At 62.2% G+C, this 18,331-nt stretch carries 18 protein-coding genes; 10 read left to right on the plus strand and 8 right to left on the minus strand.

The features are described from left to right. Positions 1–39 precede the first annotated feature (39 nt). Positions 40–813, plus strand: coding sequence for an SDR family NAD(P)-dependent oxidoreductase (locus tag RSO01_RS27685; RefSeq protein WP_147153565.1), 774 nt, complete (start codon positions 40–42; stop codon positions 811–813). A 52-nt stretch (positions 814–865) separates the two neighbouring features. Here the strand turns inward: RSO01_RS27685 and RSO01_RS27690 are convergent, their stop codons facing one another. Continuing rightward, positions 866–1,462, minus strand: coding sequence for a TetR/AcrR family transcriptional regulator (locus RSO01_RS27690; protein WP_147153567.1), 597 nt, complete (start codon positions 1,460–1,462; stop codon positions 866–868). Between the two features lie 174 nt (positions 1,463–1,636). Between RSO01_RS27690 and RSO01_RS27695 the strand changes: the two genes are divergently transcribed. Next, positions 1,637–2,326, plus strand: a complete 690-nt coding sequence (locus tag RSO01_RS27695) for an antibiotic biosynthesis monooxygenase family protein (protein ID WP_147153570.1) — start codon at positions 1,637–1,639, stop codon at positions 2,324–2,326. A gap of 78 nt (positions 2,327–2,404) precedes the next feature. Here RSO01_RS27695 and mug read toward each other — a convergent pair whose 3' ends face one another. Then, positions 2,405–2,929 carry a G/U mismatch-specific DNA glycosylase gene (gene mug, locus RSO01_RS27700; protein WP_147153572.1) on the minus strand — a complete coding sequence of 175 codons (525 nt, stop codon included), beginning with the start codon at positions 2,927–2,929 and terminating at the stop codon, positions 2,405–2,407. Between the two features lie 429 nt (positions 2,930–3,358). Here mug and RSO01_RS27705 point away from each other — a divergent pair, with 429 nt between their 5' ends. The 8 genes from RSO01_RS27705 (at position 3,359) to RSO01_RS27740 (ending at position 11,882) form a co-directional block, all read left to right on the plus strand. Beyond that, positions 3,359–4,402, plus strand: coding sequence for an efflux RND transporter periplasmic adaptor subunit (locus tag RSO01_RS27705; RefSeq protein ID WP_218037476.1), 1,044 nt, complete (start codon positions 3,359–3,361; stop codon positions 4,400–4,402). Between the two features lie 8 nt (positions 4,403–4,410). Further along, the gene (locus tag RSO01_RS27710) at positions 4,411–7,608 is read left to right on the plus strand and encodes an efflux RND transporter permease subunit (RefSeq protein ID WP_147153576.1); all 3,198 of its coding nucleotides are present in this window, start codon (positions 4,411–4,413) and stop codon (positions 7,606–7,608) included. A 166-nt stretch (positions 7,609–7,774) separates the two neighbouring features. Beyond that, complete coding sequence (locus RSO01_RS27715) at positions 7,775–8,530, plus strand: isocitrate lyase/PEP mutase family protein (RefSeq protein ID WP_147153578.1); 756 nt, start codon at positions 7,775–7,777, stop codon at positions 8,528–8,530. A gap of 38 nt (positions 8,531–8,568) precedes the next feature. Beyond that, entirely contained in the window at positions 8,569–9,075 is a 507-nt protein-coding gene (locus RSO01_RS27720) for a DUF1993 domain-containing protein (RefSeq protein WP_147153580.1), read from the plus strand. Between the two features lie 115 nt (positions 9,076–9,190). Continuing rightward, positions 9,191–9,910, plus strand: coding sequence for an isochorismatase family protein (locus RSO01_RS27725; RefSeq protein ID WP_218037477.1), 720 nt, complete (start codon positions 9,191–9,193; stop codon positions 9,908–9,910). A gap of 141 nt (positions 9,911–10,051) precedes the next feature. Further along, entirely contained in the window at positions 10,052–10,840 is a 789-nt protein-coding gene (locus RSO01_RS27730) for a type 1 glutamine amidotransferase domain-containing protein (RefSeq protein WP_147153582.1), read from the plus strand. 40 nt (positions 10,841–10,880) lie between these two features. Further along, entirely contained in the window at positions 10,881–11,360 is a 480-nt protein-coding gene (locus tag RSO01_RS27735; protein ID WP_147153584.1) for a DUF4437 domain-containing protein, read from the plus strand. A 129-nt stretch (positions 11,361–11,489) separates the two neighbouring features. Next, positions 11,490–11,882 (plus strand): nuclear transport factor 2 family protein, encoded by a 393-nt coding sequence (locus RSO01_RS27740; protein ID WP_147153586.1) that lies wholly within the window; start codon positions 11,490–11,492, stop codon positions 11,880–11,882. Between the two features lie 46 nt (positions 11,883–11,928). On the opposite strand, the gene RSO01_RS27745 is transcribed toward RSO01_RS27740, so the two are convergent. From RSO01_RS27745 to RSO01_RS27770, 6 genes are all read right to left on the minus strand, one after another. Continuing rightward, entirely contained in the window at positions 11,929–12,714 is a 786-nt protein-coding gene (locus tag RSO01_RS27745) for an ABC transporter ATP-binding protein (RefSeq protein ID WP_147153588.1), read from the minus strand. Next, positions 12,711–13,556: an ABC transporter ATP-binding protein gene (locus RSO01_RS27750; protein ID WP_147153634.1), complete on the minus strand. Its 846-nt coding sequence runs from the start codon at positions 13,554–13,556 to the stop codon at positions 12,711–12,713. Before RSO01_RS27750 ends, RSO01_RS27745 begins: the two co-directional genes overlap by 4 nt. A gap of 26 nt (positions 13,557–13,582) precedes the next feature. After that, positions 13,583–14,509 carry an ABC transporter permease gene (locus RSO01_RS27755; RefSeq protein ID WP_147153590.1) on the minus strand — a complete coding sequence of 309 codons (927 nt, stop codon included), beginning with the start codon at positions 14,507–14,509 and terminating at the stop codon, positions 13,583–13,585. Next, positions 14,509–15,519 (minus strand): ABC transporter permease, encoded by a 1,011-nt coding sequence (locus tag RSO01_RS27760; protein WP_170303401.1) that lies wholly within the window; start codon positions 15,517–15,519, stop codon positions 14,509–14,511. Before RSO01_RS27760 ends, RSO01_RS27755 begins: the two co-directional genes overlap by 1 nt. Before the next feature lie 67 nt (positions 15,520–15,586). Beyond that, on the minus strand, positions 15,587–17,185 hold the full coding sequence (locus tag RSO01_RS27765; protein WP_170303402.1) for an ABC transporter substrate-binding protein: 1,599 nt from the start codon (positions 17,183–17,185) through the stop codon (positions 15,587–15,589). 94 nt (positions 17,186–17,279) lie between these two features. Then, on the minus strand, positions 17,280–18,257 hold the full coding sequence (locus RSO01_RS27770; RefSeq protein ID WP_170303403.1) for a quinone oxidoreductase family protein: 978 nt from the start codon (positions 18,255–18,257) through the stop codon (positions 17,280–17,282). Positions 18,258–18,331: the final 74 nt, after the last annotated feature.

Consider the following 18,331-nt stretch of genomic DNA (forward strand, 5'->3'; position numbering starts at 1 on the left):
AAGTGGCGACCTACTGATAGATAGCCGACGGAGGTCGCCATGAGATTCAAGGACAAGGTCGCGGTTATCACAGGCGGCGCGTCGGGTATTGGCAAGGAAGTCGCCTCGCGCTTCATCGCCGAAGGCGGTTCGGTCGTCATCAACGGCCGCGACACCGCCAAGCTAAACGCGGCGGTACGTCAGCTAGACCCGACCGGGAAGCGCGCGGTCTCGTACGCCGGCGACGTAGCACTCCCAAAGACCGGCGAGGCTATTGTGCAGCGGTCGCTCGACCAATTCGGTCACGTCGATGTGCTGTTTAACAATGCCGGTGTCTTTGCGCCAAAGCCGTTCCTGGAAGTCACCGAAGCCGAATTCGATCGGTTCCTTGATGGGACGCTCAAGGGTACGTTCTTCACCTCTCAGGCCGCGGCAAAGGCCATGAAGAGTGCCGGTCGCGGCGGCAGCATTGTGCAAACCGGATCGATGTGGGCACTACAGGCGATTGGTGCGACGCCATCGTCGGCATATTCCGCGGCGAAGGCTGGCGTGCATGCCCTGGTGAAGAACCTCGCGATCGAGCTTGCACCCGACAGGATCCGTGTGAACGCGATTGCGCCGGCGGTCATCGAAACGCCCATCTACTACACGTTCCTGCCCCCCGAGCAGGTCAAGGCCGCCCTCCCAACGTTCAATGCGCTCCATCCACTCGGCCGCAACGGCCAAGCGGCGGACGCTGCGGAGGCTCTCTTGTTCCTCGCGTCTGATCAGGCGAGCTTCATCACCGGCGTCGTGCTGCCGGTAGATGGCGGTGTCATGGCCGGTCGCCAGTGATCACGGCACTTCGTCTTATCAGTCAGTAAGTCATGCGGGCGGCGGCGTTCTCTCAGGCGCCCGCCGCTCGGCGCGATGTTCCCTTGTGTACACCCCGGACGTGCGCAGAATTGTGCGCGCCACGGCGCGGCACTGGCTTTCGTTGACGGAGCAAGTCACCGATGGCGCGATCGTACGCTGCAGGATCGCCCAGAGCGTTTGCGACCACTAGGGCGCCGGTAATAGTCGATAACAGTTCCGCCGCCGCACTCGGCGCTACTCCTTCCGCAACCAGCTTGTCCAGGCACATCTGGAAGAATGCCTTCACTTCCTTCGCTACCTGCGGCGGCAGATCTTGCGAGGCAGCGCCCAGCACTGTGCAGGGGCACATGCGTCCTTCGGACTGGGCCGTACCCCGAAATGCTCTTGCCCATACTCGGACCGGATCCGGTTCTTTTTGCAATGCCTCATCGACGAATTTCGACGTCTCTTCGCGCCAGCGGCGAATGACGGCCGCAGCGAGGTCTTCCTTCGTAGGGAAATGATAGTGGACGCTCGAGCTCTTTATGCCGACATCCGTTGCGATCTCCCGAAAGCTGAAGCCGCCGAAACCGCCGAGCTGTATGCGCCGTTCAGCAGCATCCAAGATCGCGGTCTTAACGTCATTCATGGAATCTCCTTGTCTACCTTCTGATCGATAGTCCTTGCCGCTCGGTACCCCAGCGCGGTATCAAGCCTATCTCTCGATAGAACCGTGGGCAATGCCCACCCTGTAGCTCGCCAGGTTAGGACGAAGCCTTCCGCTCATGGGGCATTTGCTTTTCGGCAGTGCGAGGTGAATGCGATGTTCTCAGTTATCTTCGAAGTCCATCCCAAGCCGGAGAAGTTCGACCTCTACCTCGATCTGGCGAAGCGCCTGAGGCCGGCACTTGAGGGAATGGACGGGTTCGTTGACAACGAGCGCTTCGAGAGCAGTCGTCGGCCTGGCTGGATCTTGTCGCACTCGACCTGGCGCGATGAAAAATCGGTCGTGCGGTGGCGAACGGTGGCTCAGCACCACGACACGCAGCAACGCGGCCGGGACGAAGTCTTCCAGGACTACCATCTGCGCGTAGGGGAAATCGTGGCGGATACAGCGCCGCCTCCTGGCAGGTCGATCGTCGAACAACGGTTGGACGAGACCGAGACCGGCGCTGCCAAGTTCGCGACACTGACCGAGGTTCACCCCAGCTCGAGCGAGGTGCACATAGCGTCCGCTGCAACGTTGCCAGAGAGCCTGCTGCTTGATCGCCACGCCGGTGACCTGCTCGATTACGATGTCTTTTCCAGCATTTACAATCAGGGAAAGTGTGCCTTTCTGGCATCATGGCGAGATCGACCGTCAGCCGAACGGTTTAAGCCACGGTTGTTCGCCGGTATCAGCACCCGACATCGCATCGTGCGTGTGGTGCGCGACTACGGCATGTTCGATCGGCGCGAAAGTCCGCAGTACTATCCTCCGATCGGAAATCGATCTTCCGGTAGCATCACTTGACGCGATCGACGTCTCGATAAGGCGTGCCGAGCGCCGAGTACACTGCCGCTGGCCTCATCGCGATCATTTGATCGTGTTTCAGTTCGCTTCGGATGAACGACCAAGGGCTATCCGAAGCTCCGAATAGGCCTGTACCAGCGCATCACGCGTGAAGGCTCGATTGCGGCCACTCGGGTTAGGAAGAATCCACGCCAAGGCCCCGGCAAAGCCCGCCGCATACGCGCCCCAGTCGAGTCTCGATTGGCCGGTCATGGCGGACAGAGCTCGCTTGCCGAGAAACGCAACGCAGCGAGGCGCATAACGCCGAATTTTTGCTTCGAACGCGGGCCGAGCGTCTCTGTATTCCGCTGAAGACACGTCTACCGCGCTCTTGGTCGGTCGACTGACGACGGCGGTGATGCCACAGCCATATCGCAGCAGCCGGCGTTCATCGTGCGGACAAAGGCATGTACCGGTGAACCCCGCGAGATGCAGGACCGGCCAGAATCGATTGTTTCTGTTGGAGAAATTATGTCCGTCTGCGGCAGCACTCTCTGCCGGGTTAAGGCCGCAGAATACGACGTCGAGGTTTCTCGCGAGGATGTCTGATCGGTAGCGAGGCATGGCACCTCATCATGTCTTAGCCCAGCGGCCTTTGGGAGATTGCCGGTTGGATTGGCATCCGACAACTCGTTGCCGATGGTACCATTCTATCGATAGATAGAGGTTGACGCCCCTTTATTTATCAACCTAGATGGCACCTATCGATAGATAGAATCCGTCTTGAATGCCGATTGAGCGAGGGCCGCCATGGACACCACGGATTTCAATACTGACGTCGAGACACTGCCCCCCCTGCTTACGGGTACATCTGTCGGGTCTGACTCAAGGAAGCCGCCCAGCTTGCCCACGAAAAGGTCCCACACAAAGGCGTTGGCCACGGCTCTCGTTGCACTGGGACTCGTCGCGGCTGCTGTTGTTATAGGCCCTCGCCTCATTGGGTCGCCGCCCAGTCCAGTCGCTGCGCGTCCTCTGCCGAGCGTGGCGGTCAGTATGCCGCTTCAGCGCGATATGAGCTCTCGCCTTCAGTTTCTCGGGCAGTTTTCCGCGGTCGATCGAGTTGAACTTCGCGCCCAAGTTGGCGGCACCCTCACCCAAATCACCTTTAAGGACGGCGACATCGTCCACAAAGGCGACCTGTTGTTTGTCATTGATCCGACGCCATACGAAATCAGGCTACGACAGACGACGGCACAGCTCGCGGCGGCTCGCGCACGCCTCGAACTGGCAAATCAAGAGTTCACTCGCGCCGACTCGTTGAGCCGCACTGGCGTCGGCAGCGTCCAAAACACCGATCAACGATCAGCCGAGCGCCGGGCGGCTCAGGCCGCTGTCGACCAAGCCGAGGCGCTCATCCGTGACGCTCAATTTGACCTCGACCATACCCGCATAACCGCACCCTTCACAGGACGCATTGGTTCCCACCTTGTATCTGTCGGCAATCTCGTCGCTGGCAGCCGGGCTGGTACGAGCCCCACCACTCTACTTGCGACACTTGTCTCGTTCGAAACCATCTACCTGGATTTCGACATGAGCGAAGCGGAGTACATGGTGTTCGCTCGAGAACGACAAAAACAGAGCGGCCCACTCGCCAGCAAAGTGAAAGTGTCGCTGAGCGACGAACAGGAGTTCACGCGTATAGGGACACTCGACTTCGTCGACAATTCACTCGACCGGTCAAGTGGCACAATCCACGCTCGTGCCACTCTCCCCAATGGAGACTCACTCCTCACGCCAGGTGGCTTCGCGCGCGTGCGCCTTGAGGTCGCGCCGCCGGCGCCTGTTCTGCTGGTACCCGACGCGTCCGTGCTGCCTGATCAGTCAAAGCATGTCGTCTTGACCGTGGATTCAAACAACGTCGTGACGCCCAAGCAGGTCGAGCTGGGCGATCTGCGCGACGGCCTTCGGGTAATCCGGTGGGGTCTCACTCCCACTGACAAGATCATCATCGACGGCATACCAGCTGTCGCGCCGGGTACAAAGGTATCACCGCGTGATGGGTCGATACGGTTCGCATCTCAGCAAAGCGAGAAGTGAGGCAAGCGATGAAGCTTTCGCACTTCTTCATTGATCATCCCCGGTTCGCCACGGTGATCAGCATTTTCATCGTTGTGTTCGGATTGGCTGCCGCAGCGTTCCTGCCAGTGGCGCAATACCCCAACATCGTGCCGCCGACAATCCAGATCACGACGGCCTATCCCGGTGCATCAGGAGAGACGATCGCTCGGACTGTCGCGACGCCGCTTGAACAAGCAATCAATGGCGTCGAGAACATGGATTACATCAGCAGCCAGTCCACGAGTAACGGTCTCATCACCATCACGGTGATCTTCAAAATCGGCACCGATACGAACATTGCCCTCATGCTTACGCGCAATCGTGTGCAGGACACGCTGGCCAGGCTGCCGCAGGAGGTGCAGCTACAAGGCGTGCAAGTTAAGAAGACGATCCCGGCCTTGCTGCTTGGCATTCATCCGTATTCACCCGACGGATCGCGTGATGCGGAATACATCTCCAACTACATGATCCTTCACGTCAAAGACGAGATCTCACGGCTTCCGGGGGTTTCGGATCTTTGGAGCCTTGGCGAACGACAGTATGCCATGCGGATATGGATTGATCCGGGTAAGGCCGCCGCAAACAGTATCAGTGCAGGTGATATCCTAAGCGCCTTGCGCGCTCAAAATGTTCAAGTATCGGCTGGGGCGCTCAACCAGCCTCCTATACTCCGCAAGGGGGGCGCTGCGTATCAGATTAGTGTCGAGGCACTCGGGCGGCTGACGACGCCCGACGAGTTCAGCAATGTTATCGTCAAGTCAGACGCCGAAGGTCGCGTCACTCGCATTCGGGATATCGGGCGTGTAGAGGTCGGATCGGTAGACTACGGCTCCGTCGCGTACGCCGATCGCCATGCCTCAGCTCCGTTTTGGGTCATCGCCACACCTGGCGCGGACGTGGTCAAGGTTGAGCACGCGGTGTGGGACAAGATGGCGGAGCTCAAGAAGAGCTTCCCGGCGGGTCTCGATTACATCAACATTTACGATCCGACGACGTTCGTGAGTCAATCCATCGACGAGGTGATACTCACGATCGGCATCGCCATCGCCCTTGTCGTCGGTGTCGTCTACGTGTTCCTGCAGGATTGGCGGGCGACACTCATACCGGTGGTCGCCATTCCGGTGTCGCTTATAGGTTCCTTTTCGATCCTATCGGTGCTTGGGACTTCGATCAATAATCTGTCCCTGTTTGGCTTGGTGCTCGCAGTGGGCATCGTGGTCGATGATGCCATCGTCGTGGTCGAGAACGTCGAGCGCAACATGGCTCGAGGCATGTCTGCGAAAGAGGCTGCGCACAAGACGATGGACGAGGTCTCGGCAGCACTCATCGCCATTGCGCTGACGTTGTGCGCCGTCTTTACGCCGTCCGTGTTCATCTCCGGCATATCGGGTCTGTTCTTCGCCCAGTTCGCCACAACCATCGCCGCGTCGACGGTGATTTCGTGCTTCGTCTCGCTCACGTTGAGCCCGGCGCTCTGCGCCGTATTGTTGAAGCCGCATCACACTCGTACCGAGCCACGAGGCGTGGGCCGGCTACTCAAAGCCGCCTTCAGCCGTTTCAATGCCGGCTTCGACTGGATGTCAACGGCGTACGGCGAGATGACTGCAGGCGTTGTACGTATGCTTGCGATCATCTTGACCGTGTACGTCGGTCTGATATCGCTCACCGGCTACCAATTCTCCAGAATGAGCACCGGCTTCATTCCGGAGCAGGATATTGGCTATTTGGTCACCGTCATTCAGCTGCCACCGGGATCGAGCCTTGAGCGAACAGACGCTATCGTCAGGCAAGTCAATGAGATCATTCTTGACACTCCTGGTATCGAACACACGTCACCGGTGACCGGGTTCGATGTGACGACAAATACTATTGCGCCCAATGCGGCCACGATCTTCCTCGGTTTGCCCTCACTCTATGGTCGCCACATTCCGGGCGTGAATGCTGCGACGATGCTCGCAGCCGTACGTGCGCGCCTGGCCGGCATCAAGGATGCATTCGTGCTGGTGATCAACCCACCTCCAGTTCAGGGCCTCGGCGCGGCCGGAGGCTTCAAGTTGATGGTGGAGGATCGCAACAATGCCGGGCCGCAGGCCCTCGCCCGGGCGACGAATGCGCTCGTAGCAGCTGCGAACAAGGATCCGGCGTTTGCCGGCGTCTTCACCCTGTTCAACGCCGGCTCGCCGTCGCTCTTTACTGACATCAATCGTCTGAAAGCGCAAAAGGTGGGCCTGACGCCGAGTGACGTCTTCGCGACCCTGCAGCTGTACCTCGGCTCGCAGTACGTCAATGACTTCAACTACCTGGGCCGAACCTATCAGGTACTCGCTCAGGCGGACGAGGCATTTCGGAAGACGCCGCAAGACATCGCACGACTCAAGGCTCGCAATAGTGCCGGCGAGATGGTGCCCATCGGAACGGTTGCTACGTTCAGAGACGTGACCGCGCCGTATCGTGTCCCGCGGTACAATCTCCATCCAGCGGCCGAAATCATGGGTGCCGCGGCACCTGGAGTCGCGTCGGGAACTGCGATGGCACGCATGGCTGAACTGGCTAAGGAAGTGCTCCCCTCTGGCTTCGCGTTCGAATGGACCGATCTATCTCATCAGCAGGAGCAGCAAGGGGTTCCGACGCTGGCAATTTTCGCAGCGTCTGCCGTGTTCGTGTTTCTTGTGCTTGCGGCTCAATATGAGAGCTGGAAGTTGCCGTTGGCGATCGTGCTCATCGTGCCAATGTGTTTGCTGACTTCGGCTACCGGGCTCGACTTCAGAGGCATGCCCATCGACATCCTCGCGCAAATCGGTTTCGTGGTGCTGGTCGGGCTGGCCGCGAAGAATGCGATCTTGATCGTTGAGTTCGCGCGGCAACGACAGGATCGCGATGGTGATTCGCCCGAGGACGCCGCGACAGCAGCCGCCAAGACCCGCTTGCGCCCGATCCTGATGACGTCTTTCGCGTTCATCCTGGGAGTGTTCCCGCTCGTTGTGGCAGCGGGGGCGGGTTCGGAAATGCGCCAGTCCTTGGGTACCGCCGTATTCTTCGGCATGCTCGGTGTCACTGTCTTCGGTCTGCTGTTCACGCCGGCGTTTTACACGTTCGTCCGCAAGCTTGGGTCCGGGAGCACGACACGACGGGCGCTCACTCCTATCCGCGGAAAAGCGAGTCCGGCCGACCGGATGGGTCTGTAGCGCCCAGAAAGGCGGCCGATCATGGGACACGCAAGTAGCAATCGTCGGGGCTCCTGGGCGGCCAGGTGGGCGGGCGCAGCTGGCATCACATGCCTGCGCGCGTGGCGGATGCTTCACGTCTCGTCGGCCTGAACATTTTGATGGGTGGTAGAATACGGAGGTTGATATGACTCAGGCACAAAAGGCGAAACAGTTCGCTGCGCTTCACATCAAGGGAACTCCTCTCATCCTCTTTAACGCGTGGGACGCCGGAACCGCCAAAGTCATTCAGGGTGCCGGCGCCACGGCGATCGCGACAAGCAGCTGGTCCGTCGCCGAAGCGCAGGGATATCAAGACGGAGAACGTATTCCTCTTTCGCTCGCCGAGCAGATCATCGCCAGGATCGCCAAGGCGGTCGACGTCCCGGTGACGGTGGATTTCGAGGGTGGATATAGCGAAGACGATGGCGTTCTCGCGAAGAACGTCTCTCGACTCATCGAGCTGGGAATCATCGGCATCAATTTCGAAGATCGCGTCGTAAAGGGCGAGGGGCTCTATCCCGCCCAGCGCCAAGCGCAGCGGATAGCAGCGATCCGAGATGTCGCGAGGAAGCTGGGCGTCGATTTGTTCATCAATGCGCGCACGGATCTGTTCTTTGGTGATGGTAATCCGGAGAAACTCACCGAAGAAGCTCTCGAGCGAGCAAAGACGTACAGAGACGCTGGCGCATCGGGCTTTTTCATACCAGGTCTCACAGACGATGCCTTGATCAAGAAGATCAGCGACAACGTCTACTTGCCTGTCAATGTCATGGTCATGGATGGCCTGTCGCCGGCCAAACGCCTCGCCGAGCTAGGCGTAGCACGCATCAGCTATGGGCCCATTCCCTACATCAAAGCAATGAATGCCCTGAAGGAAGAGGCTCGAGCTTCGGCGGCATAGCGAGTCCACAGGATCAGCCGCAACGAAGGAAATGCCCCATGTATTATCCGATCGTCTCTCAGTGCATTCACACACTGAAGTTAGTGGAAGTCTGGCTCGATAAGGCGGAGGAGCTCGCGGCGGCGAAGAAATTCGACGTCAACGTGCTCATGGGAAGTCGCCTCGCGCCCGATATGAGAGATTTCGTCTATCAGGTCCAAAGCGCATGCGACTATGTGAAGGCCGCAGCCGCGTGGTTGTCGGGGCAGACACCGCCTAAACATCCAGATACCGAGCAAACTATCGGCGATGTGCGCGATCGGATTCGGAAGACGGTCGCATTCGCGGAAGGCGTGACAGAAGCACAGTATGCAGGCGCGAGCGAGCGCAAGGTCAAGCTGTCCTGGTCGGGGGGCAAGATCATGGACGCCGAGCACTACTTGCTCCAGGTCACAATCCCGAACGTCTACTTCCATCTAACCACGGCGTACGCCATCCTCCGCCATAACGGCGTCGACATCGGCAAGATGGCCTTTCTTCGCCCTCTCACATGGAAAGACGCCTGAGTAGATCTCCCCAAGCATTCACGTGATAGCCCAGATCGAATTCGCTCTATCGATAGATAGACGTTGACTTGCCTTTTTGGTCGCCGTATGGCTGATCTATCGATCGATAGATAGCGTGTTTTCGAAGGAGACTGAAATCATGTTGTTCGAACACAAAGTCGATATGGACATCACTGCAGGCCGCACTGCGCTGGTTCTGGTCGACATCCAGAACGACTTCCTCACCGATGGCGGCAAGTACTACGTCATGATCGAGGAGCTGATGAAGAGCAACAATGTGAACGCCAACCTGGAGACGCTCCTCCAGACCGCCAAGGATCACGGCTACCCGGTGTTCATGTCACCGCACTATTTCTTCCCGCACGACCACAAGGGCAAGACCCGTCTTGGCCCGATGGAAGACCTCGCCCTTCACGGCGGCGTCGTGGCGCGCCAGAGCCCGCTCCACACCGACGATCTGCCCGGCGGCGGCGCGGACGTTCCCGATCGCTTCCGAAAGTATATGGAGGACGTGAACACTACCATCGTATCTCGCCACGTCACCTACGCGCCGACCAACGACCTGGCATACATGCTGCGCCGCCGGAAGATCGAGACGGTCATCATGGCGGGCCCCGTCGCCAACCTCTGCCTTGAAGATCACATGCGCAACCTCCTTCGGGACGGCTTCGAAACCGTGATGGTGCGTGATGCGGTCGCGGCTGCCGCGAACGAAGAAGGCGCCGGCTACGATGCCGCGATGATCAACTGGCGCTTCATGGCCAATGCCGTGTGGAACACGGATGAGACCGTTCGTCGGATGATCGAGGCCGCCAGGACGCCCGCGACGACCTGACATCCAACCGGCCCGACAGGGCCGGTCCCAGCGCAGAGACGACGACCGAAGGCGGCGCGGAAACGAGGCCACGCCGACGGACGGCACATGTCCATTCCGCACCGTCAGCAAGCACGCTCTTTTCGACCACAGGAGATTCTCATGACCAAGGGCACCATTCTCGTCATCGGGTCCAACGGCACCCAGCTCGAAGCGCGGGGCGGCGGCACGATCACGATCGGCCAGTTCCTGAACGAAACCGCCGTCCCCCTGATGACGCTCGTCGCCGCAGGCTACGATTTCGTCCTTGCTACCCCGACCGGCGAAAAGCCGGTCATGGACAAGGACTCTGACGCGCTGATCTACTTCGCGCAGGACGATGAAGCCCGCACCCGGGCTCGCGATTTCTTCAACAACGATCCCGGCATGAACGATGTCCGCACGATCCGCTCCATGATCGATGCCGGCCTCGATCGGTTCGCCGGCGTCTTCTTCCCGGGTGGTCACGCCCCGATCGTCGACGTGATGCAGGACCCGGACGCCGGCGAGGTACTGCGCTACTTCCACAGCACCAACAAGCCCACCGCCGCGATCTGCCACGGTCCGATCAGCATGCTGGCCGCGCTCGACAACGCCCGCGCGTTTCGCGCGGCGCTGATCGATGGCGATAAGGTGAAGGCGCACGCGCTGGGCAAGGGCTGGCAGTATGCCGGCTATCGCATGACCGTCTTCTCGCGCAGCGAGGAGGAGTATGCCGAGGAGAATGTCTTCCACAAGAAGCTGATCTTCAACATGCCCGACGCGCTCGAAGCAGCCGGCGCCGAGGTCATCAACGCCGACAACTTCACCTCGTTCGTCGTCGTCGATCGCGAGTTGATCACCGCCCAGAACCCGATGTCGGACCACGAGCTCGCGGCGAAGTTCGTCGCGGCCCTCGAGAAGGCGGCCTGACCGCGACTCGACCCAGATAGCCAATCAGGAGACCCACACCATGAAACGTCTTTCTCTGGCGCTTGTCGCCACGACGGCCTTCGCCTTCTCCACGGCCTCACAGGCCCAGGACAGCGCGGCCTATCCTCCGCTGAACGGCGGGACATCCGTCTCGAACCCGGCGAGCCACTACGTGTTCAAGGACACCGGGGCTCGGGGGATCAACCCGAAGACCGGCATCCAGGTGTCCAACGTCTGGGGTGATGTGACCAAGGGTGCTCACGGCGCGTTCTTCCGTTTCGACCCGGGCTTCGTGAGCCCCGTCCACACGCACACCTACGACTATTACGCAGTCGTCATCAAAGGCACCCTGCAGAACTACCAGCCGGGTCAGACGCCCGAAAACCTAGGGCCGGGCTCCTATTGGTACCAGCGGGGCAAGCAGAGCCACACGACTGCCTGCGTTTCCAACGAGCCGTGCGAAATCTACATCGTCCAGGCGGCGCAGTTCGACGCACAGATCCCGCCCAAGCCCGAGTAACTCGCGGTCGGCCTAACGCGTCCGGCCGGGCCCTCTCCAGCGCATTGCCCCCGATGCCGGCGCGCTCGCTACCACAACCCCCATCCGCACCGGCCAAGACGGCCAGCGACACACCGACAGGAAATCGCCATGACGACCGAAAGCATCTCCGAGCAGAACAAGAAGACCGTTCTGACCTTCTACAAGGAAGCGCACTTCGACGGCGACGTTGACGGCGCGATCGCCCGCTATGTCGGCGACACCTACATCCAGCACACCCCCGCCGCCGAAGACGGCGTGGAGGGCCTGCGCGCCTACATCAACGGCTTCCTAACGAGCTTCCCCAACGCCAAGGGCGACATCCGGCGCGTGATTGCCGACGGCGACATCGTCGCCGTCCATGCTCACTGGACCGGGCTCATCAGCCCGAATGGCGATGTCGGCGTCGATATCTTCCGCGTGAAGGACGGCAAGCTCGTCGAGCATTGGGACGTCATCGCGTCGGTCCCCGACACGTCGAAGAACCAGAACACGATGTTCTGACGCCCCAATCGAGCCTGTATCAGGCATTTGTGATTCTCGGTACTAGCTAGCCCACCACCACGTCCAGTTCGCCGCTGGAGACGCTGCTGCGGTCGAAGCCGGCGTTGGAGCGCAGAAGCTGACGCGTATAGTCGTGCGTCACCTGGTTGTTCGCCATGGCCGTCGCGGTGGTGATCTCCAGCAATTGGCCGCGGCTCATCACGCCGATGCGTTCGCAAAGATGGGCGATGACCGCGAGGTCGTGGCTGACCATCAGCATGGTCAGTCCATGATCGCGGCGCAGGCGGGAGAGCAGGTTGAGGATTTCGGCCTGCACCGAAACATCCAGGGCGCTGGTCGGTTCGTCCAGCAGCAGGATGCGGGGTTCCAGGATCAGGGCCCGGGCGATGGCCACGCGCTGGCGCTGGCCGCCGGAAAGCTGATGAGGGTAGCGGTAGCGGTGCTCACGACCGAGGCCGACTTCGGCAAGCACCTGGGCAATGCGCGCCTCGCCGTTGTCCAGCCGGTGGATGGCGACCGGCATGGCGAGGGTCTGGTCCACCGTCTGGTTCGGGTGCAGCGAGCCGTAAGGATCCTGGAAGACCATCTGCACCATCTTGCGTTCAGCCGTGGTGCGGCGTCGGTCGACCCGCCGGCCAGCCAGCGTGACCTCACCGCCTGCATAGGGAATCAGTCCGGCAACGGCGCGCAGCACGGTGGATTTGCCGGAACCGGATTCGCCGACCAGCCCGACAGCCTCACCTTCGGGGACGGCCAGCGTAAAGTCGCGGACTGCCACCACAGCGCGGGGGCCGCTGCCGTAGGCGATGGTGACGTCGTCGAGAGCGATCATGCGAGGTCGGCCATCCAGGCGGGGTCGCGCTGCAACTGCGGCAGCTCGGCACGCCGGTTACCCAGCTGCGGCAGGGCGGCGAGCAGGCCGCGCGTATAGGGATGCTTCGCCTCGGACAGCTTCGCGGCCTCGCAGGTCTCCACGACCTGGCCGGCATACATCACCAGCACGCGGTCGCAGAACGAGGAGACCAGGTGCAGGTTGTGGCTGATCAGGATCAGCCCCATGCCGCGGCTGCGCACCAGGTCGTCCATGATGGCCAGCACCTGGGTCTGCACGGTGACGTCCAGCGCCGACGTGGGTTCATCGGCGATCAGGATGTCCGGGTCCGCGATCAGCATCATGGCGATCATCACCCGCTGGCCCATGCCGCCGGAGACCTGGTGCGGATACATCGTGTAGACGCGCTCGGGATCGCGGATATGCACGGCCTCCAGCATCTCGAGCGCCGCGCGCCTGGCGTCGCGCTTGGTGCTGCGCAGGTGGGTACGGTGCGTCTCGGCGATCTGCCGCCCGACGGACATCACCGGGTCGAGCGAGTATTTCGGGTCCTGCAGCACCATGGCGATGCGCTGGCCGCGCAGCTTGCGAAAGCCGTGTTCGCCGAGGTGCGCCAGGTCGGTGTCGCCCAGCCGCATTTCGTCCGCCTCGATGCGGCCGGACTGGCCGACAAGACCCATGATGGCGCGTCCGGTCGTGGATTTGCCGGAGCCGCTTTCGCCGACGATGCCCAGGCGCTCGCGACCCAGGGTGAAGCTGACGTTGCGCACGGCGCGGACATCGCCATCGTCGCCGGAATAGGTGACGCTGAGGTTGCGTACGGTGAGCAGGGTATCGGTCATGCCGGTATCAGTCATGCCAGTATCGGTCATGATCTGGCGTCGCTCGCGTCGCGCAGGCCATCGCCCAACAGATTGAAGCCCAGGCTGACGATGAAGATGGCCAGGCCAGGGATGGTCGCCACCCACCACTGGTCGAGCAGCACCTGGCGGCCGGAGGAGACCATCGCCCCCCACTCCGGCGCCGGCGGCTGCGCGCCGAGGCCGAGGAAGCCAAGGCCCGCGGCGGTCAGGATGATGCCGGCCATGTCCAGCGTCAGGCGGATGATCACGCTGGGCAGGCACAGCGGCACGATCTGGGTGGCGATGATGCGCAGATGCGAGGCGCCCTGCAGCTCGGCGGCCTGGATGAATTCGGCGCGCCGGCTGGTCAACGTCTCGGCGCGGGCGAGGCGGGCATAGGGAGGCCAGGCGGTCAGCGCGATGGCAATCACCGCGTTCTCGATTCCCGGGCCCAGGGCCGCGGCGAAGGCCAGCGCCAGCACCAGGCGCGGGAACGCGAGGAAGATGTCGGTGATGCGCATCAGCACCGTATCCACCACGCCGCCGAAATACCCGGCGGGCAAGCCGATGGCGAGCCCAACGGGCACCACGATCACGCCCACCATGACGACGATGGTGAGCGTGATGCGTGAGCCGAACACCACGCGGGCGAAGATGTCCCGCCCCAGCTCATCGGTGCCGAACGGATGCTGCCAGCTCGCCGGCTGCAAGCGATCCTGCAGCACCTGCAAGGTGGCGGACTGCTGGTCGGCGATCAGCGGGGCGAAGACCGCCATCAGCACCAGCAGCGCCACGATGGCGAGCCCGCTCATCGCCAGCGGATTGCGGCGAAAGCCGAGCCAGGCGCGGAACCAACGGCCGAAGCGGGCTTGGCGGCGGCTGGCGGGGGCCGGGCTCAGCAGCCAGGCCCGCAGCGATCCGGGGACAGGGCCCGGGACAGGTGCGGTGGCCATCACTGATCCCGCGCGCGCGGATCGACCAGCGGGTAGATCAGGTCGGAGATCATGTTCAGCCCGATATAGACCACGCCCACCAGCACCGTGGCGCCCAGCACGGCGTTGAGGTCGGCATTGAACAGGGAATTCTTCATGTAGAGGCCGAGGCCCGGCCAGGCGAACACCGTCTCGGTCAGCACCGCACCTTCCAGCAGGCTGCCGAAGGTGAGCGCGATGACGGTGACCAGCTGCACCCAGACATTGCCCAGCGCATGCACCCAGACGACGCGCCAGGGCGAGAGGCCTTTGGCCAGGGTCGCCAGCACATATTCCTGCCGCAACTGCGCCAGCATGAAGCTGCGCGTCATCCGTGCCACGTAGGCGAGGGACAGGTAACCGAGGATCGATGCCGGCAGCAGCAGGTGCCAGAACGCGTTCCAGAACACCTCGTATTCACCGGCCAGGAGGCTATCGATGGTGACCATGCCGGTGACCGGGCCGACGATGTCGTCGAACGCCACATCCAGCCGGCCCGGCCCCTCGACCCAGCCGAGCTTGGCGTAGAACAGCAGCAGGCCTATCAGCCCCAGCCAGAACACCGGCATGGAGTAGCCGAGCAGGGACAAAAAGCGGATCACCTGGTCCTGCCAGCGGCCGCGATGAGTTGCGGCGATCACGCCCATCGGCACGCCGGCCACCACGCCGATCAGCAAGGCCAGCAGCGCCAGCTCCAAGGTCGCGGGGAACACCTGCAGCAGGTCGTGCAGCACGGGGCGCGAGGTGATGACGGAGTTGCCGAAATCGCCGTGCAGCACCTTCGTCAGATAGCGCCAGTACTGCACGGGGAGCGGCAGATCGAGGCCGATCTCGGCACGCACCCGCGCATAAGTCTCGGCAGAGGCCTTGTCGCCGACGATGGCCAGCACCGGATCGATCGGGATCACGCGGCCGATGAAGAAGGTGACGCAGGTGAGCCCAAGGAAAGTGAGAGCAACGGAAAGCAGGCTGCGCGCCGCCCGGTTGGCCACGCTCCTGGCCAGACCCCAGGCGGGAGCGGCGGATGCCGCTCCCTGTGTGGTCGGGGAGGTCAAAGCGTCAGGACTTCCGGATCGTGCGGTAGAAGTTCAGATCCTCGGTGATGCCGGGATTGAACCCGGTCGCCGTCGTGCGTCGCGCGATCTGGTTGTTGTTCTGGAACATGAAGATGTACGGGCCTTCGTCGGTCACCTTCTTCTGCAGCGCAGCGTATTGCTCGGCGCGTTTCTTGGCGTCGAGCTCCTTCGCCGCGGCCAGCATCTCCTTGGTGATGTCGGGGATGAACCACTTGTTGCGCCAGGCGATCGGCTTGGTCTTCGGCGTGTCGGAGTTGTCGTCGTTATGCACGAAGCTGTCGGCGTTGGTGTGCGGATCGAAGTAGTCCGGGCCCCAGGACAGCATGGCGATCTGGTGCCCTCGCCCGCGGTACTGGCTGATCACCGCCTTCAGCTCCATCGGTTCGATCGACACCTTGATGCCGGCCTGGCCCATGGTCTGCTGCACCGATTGCGAGATTTCGGTCCACGGCGAGACGTTGGGCGCGGCCATCTTCACCGCGAAGCCGTCCTTGTAGCCGGCTTCGGCCAGCAGCGCCTTGGCCTTCGCCACGTCCAGCTTGAAGGGGACGTATTCGATGGCGCCGAAGAATCCCAGCGGCAGGAAGCTCTGCTGAACGAAGAAGCGGCCGGCCAGGAAGCTCTTCACCATGCCGTCGTAGTCCACCAGCATCTTCATCGCCTGGCGCACCTTCGGGTTGGCCAGCGGCTCGTAACCCAGGTTCAGGCCCATGTAGAAGGTGTTGGCGGCCTTGAAGGACTCCACCTTGATGTCCGGGTTGCTGGCCAGCGGCTTGATCTGGTCGGGAGTCAGGTCGCGGGCGTAGTCGGCGTCGGCCTTCTCGAGGAGCAGGCGCTGCGAGGCCGGTTCCGGCACATGGCGAACGACCACGCGCTTCAGCGGCGGGGCGCCCAGGCGGAAGCCGGGATAGGCTTCCAGGCTGACGCTTTCGTTGGCCTTCCACGCCAGCAGCTTGAACGCGCCGGAGGATGCCGAGTGGGTCTTCAACCAGCCATTGCCTAGGTCGCCGTTGGTCTCATTCGCCAGCGCCACCTTCTTCTCGACCACCGAGGCGACGATGGAAGTCATCAGGTTCAGCACCAGGGAGGGAGCAAAATCCGCCGTGATCTTGAGGGTCAGCGTGTCGCCGCTGCCCTTCACGAGGTCCTTGACGGTGGTCTTCGACCAGCCGAGCTGGGTGAGCAGGAAGGCTGACGTCTTGTCCATCAGCACGACACGCTGCAGGGAAAACTCCACGTCCTCGGCGGTCACCGGCGCGCCAGACTGGAATTTTAGGTTGGGGCGGATCTTGAAGGTGAAGGTCTTGCCGTCGGGCGAGACCGTCCAGGACTCGGCGACGCCGCCGACCAGCTTGTTCAGGTCCTCCGCCTCGTAACGCAGCAGGCGATCGTAGATGTTCGTGCACATCTCGATGCCGGACAGCTCGTAGCACTCGCCCGGATCGAGGGTGATGATGTCATCGATCTGCTTGGCGAAGACGGCGGTGTCCTTCGGCGCGGCGGCGTCGGCGATGCGTACCCAGCCGGCGAACGGCGCGGCGGCGGCCCCCGCCAGCAGCAGGCGCCTGGAAATCTCGGTCATGGTCAGCTCCACATGTGGTTGACGGTTGCCGATTCTGCATCCGGACAAGGCGAGCGTCCATTGCCCGGGCTCGCACATCCGGCCCCCGGTTGCGTCAGGCCTTCAGCAGCAGCTTGCCGGCGACGTGACGCCCCTCGAGACGGCGGTGCATCTCGGCCGCTTCGGCCAACGGAAAGACGCCCTCGATGGGCACCTTCAGCCAGCCGGCCACGATCCCGCCCAGCACGTGATCGATGCCCGCCTGCCATTCCGGCAGGCCATGATCGACATGGCCGAGATGCAAACGCGTGAAAGTCTGTGAGCGCGGCAGGATGCGCTCGCGGATGTTCTTGAAGGGTTGGCCCTCGGCCTCGCCGATGCTGACGACGTGGCCGAGCTTCTTCACGACGTTGAAGGTGCGGTCGAGCATGGTGGCGCCGTAGGAATCGATCGCGAGATCGACGCCCTTGCCGTTGGTGAAGTCGAGCACCGCCTTCTCGAAATCCTCGGTCGAGGTCACGACCACGCGCTCCGCCCCGTACTCGAGCGCACGCTTCTCCTTGCCCGGCGTGCCGGTGGTGCCGATGACGCGCGCACCGGCCTGCTTCGCAAGCTGGGTGCACATCAGCCCGACACCGCCGCCCACGGCATTGACCAGCACGGTGTCGCCCTTGCCGAGGCCGCCATAGACCGTCCACATCATGTGATAGGCCGTCAGCGCCTGGATCGGAAAGGCAGCGGCAACGTCGAGCCCGACCGCGTCGGGCAGCCTGATCAGCCCCGACGCATTCGCGACGCATTTCTCGGCATAGGCGCCGCCCTTCTCGGGAAACGCAGCGACACGGTCGCCGATCTTGACGCCCGTCACGCCCGCGCCGAGAGCAGCGACTTTCCCTGACACCTCGAAGCCCAGCACCATGGGATAGGTCATGGGATGTGGGTAGATGCCCATGCGCACCTGCGTGTCGGCCCAGTTGCAGCCGGCATAGGCGACGTCCAGCAGCACCTCGCCGGCGCCGGGCACCGGGTCGGGCATTTCCGCCAGGGTGAGCTGGTCCGGCCCGCCAAGCGCATGGATCACGACAGCTTTCATCACGCATTTCCTCCACAGACGAGGACGCAAGTCCTGTGCCGACTGTAGTCGGCGTGCCAGCAGTCCACAGCCGC

It is taken from the genome of Reyranella soli (assembly GCF_007992495.1).
Classification (GTDB): Bacteria; Pseudomonadota; Alphaproteobacteria; order Reyranellales; family Reyranellaceae; genus Reyranella; species Reyranella soli.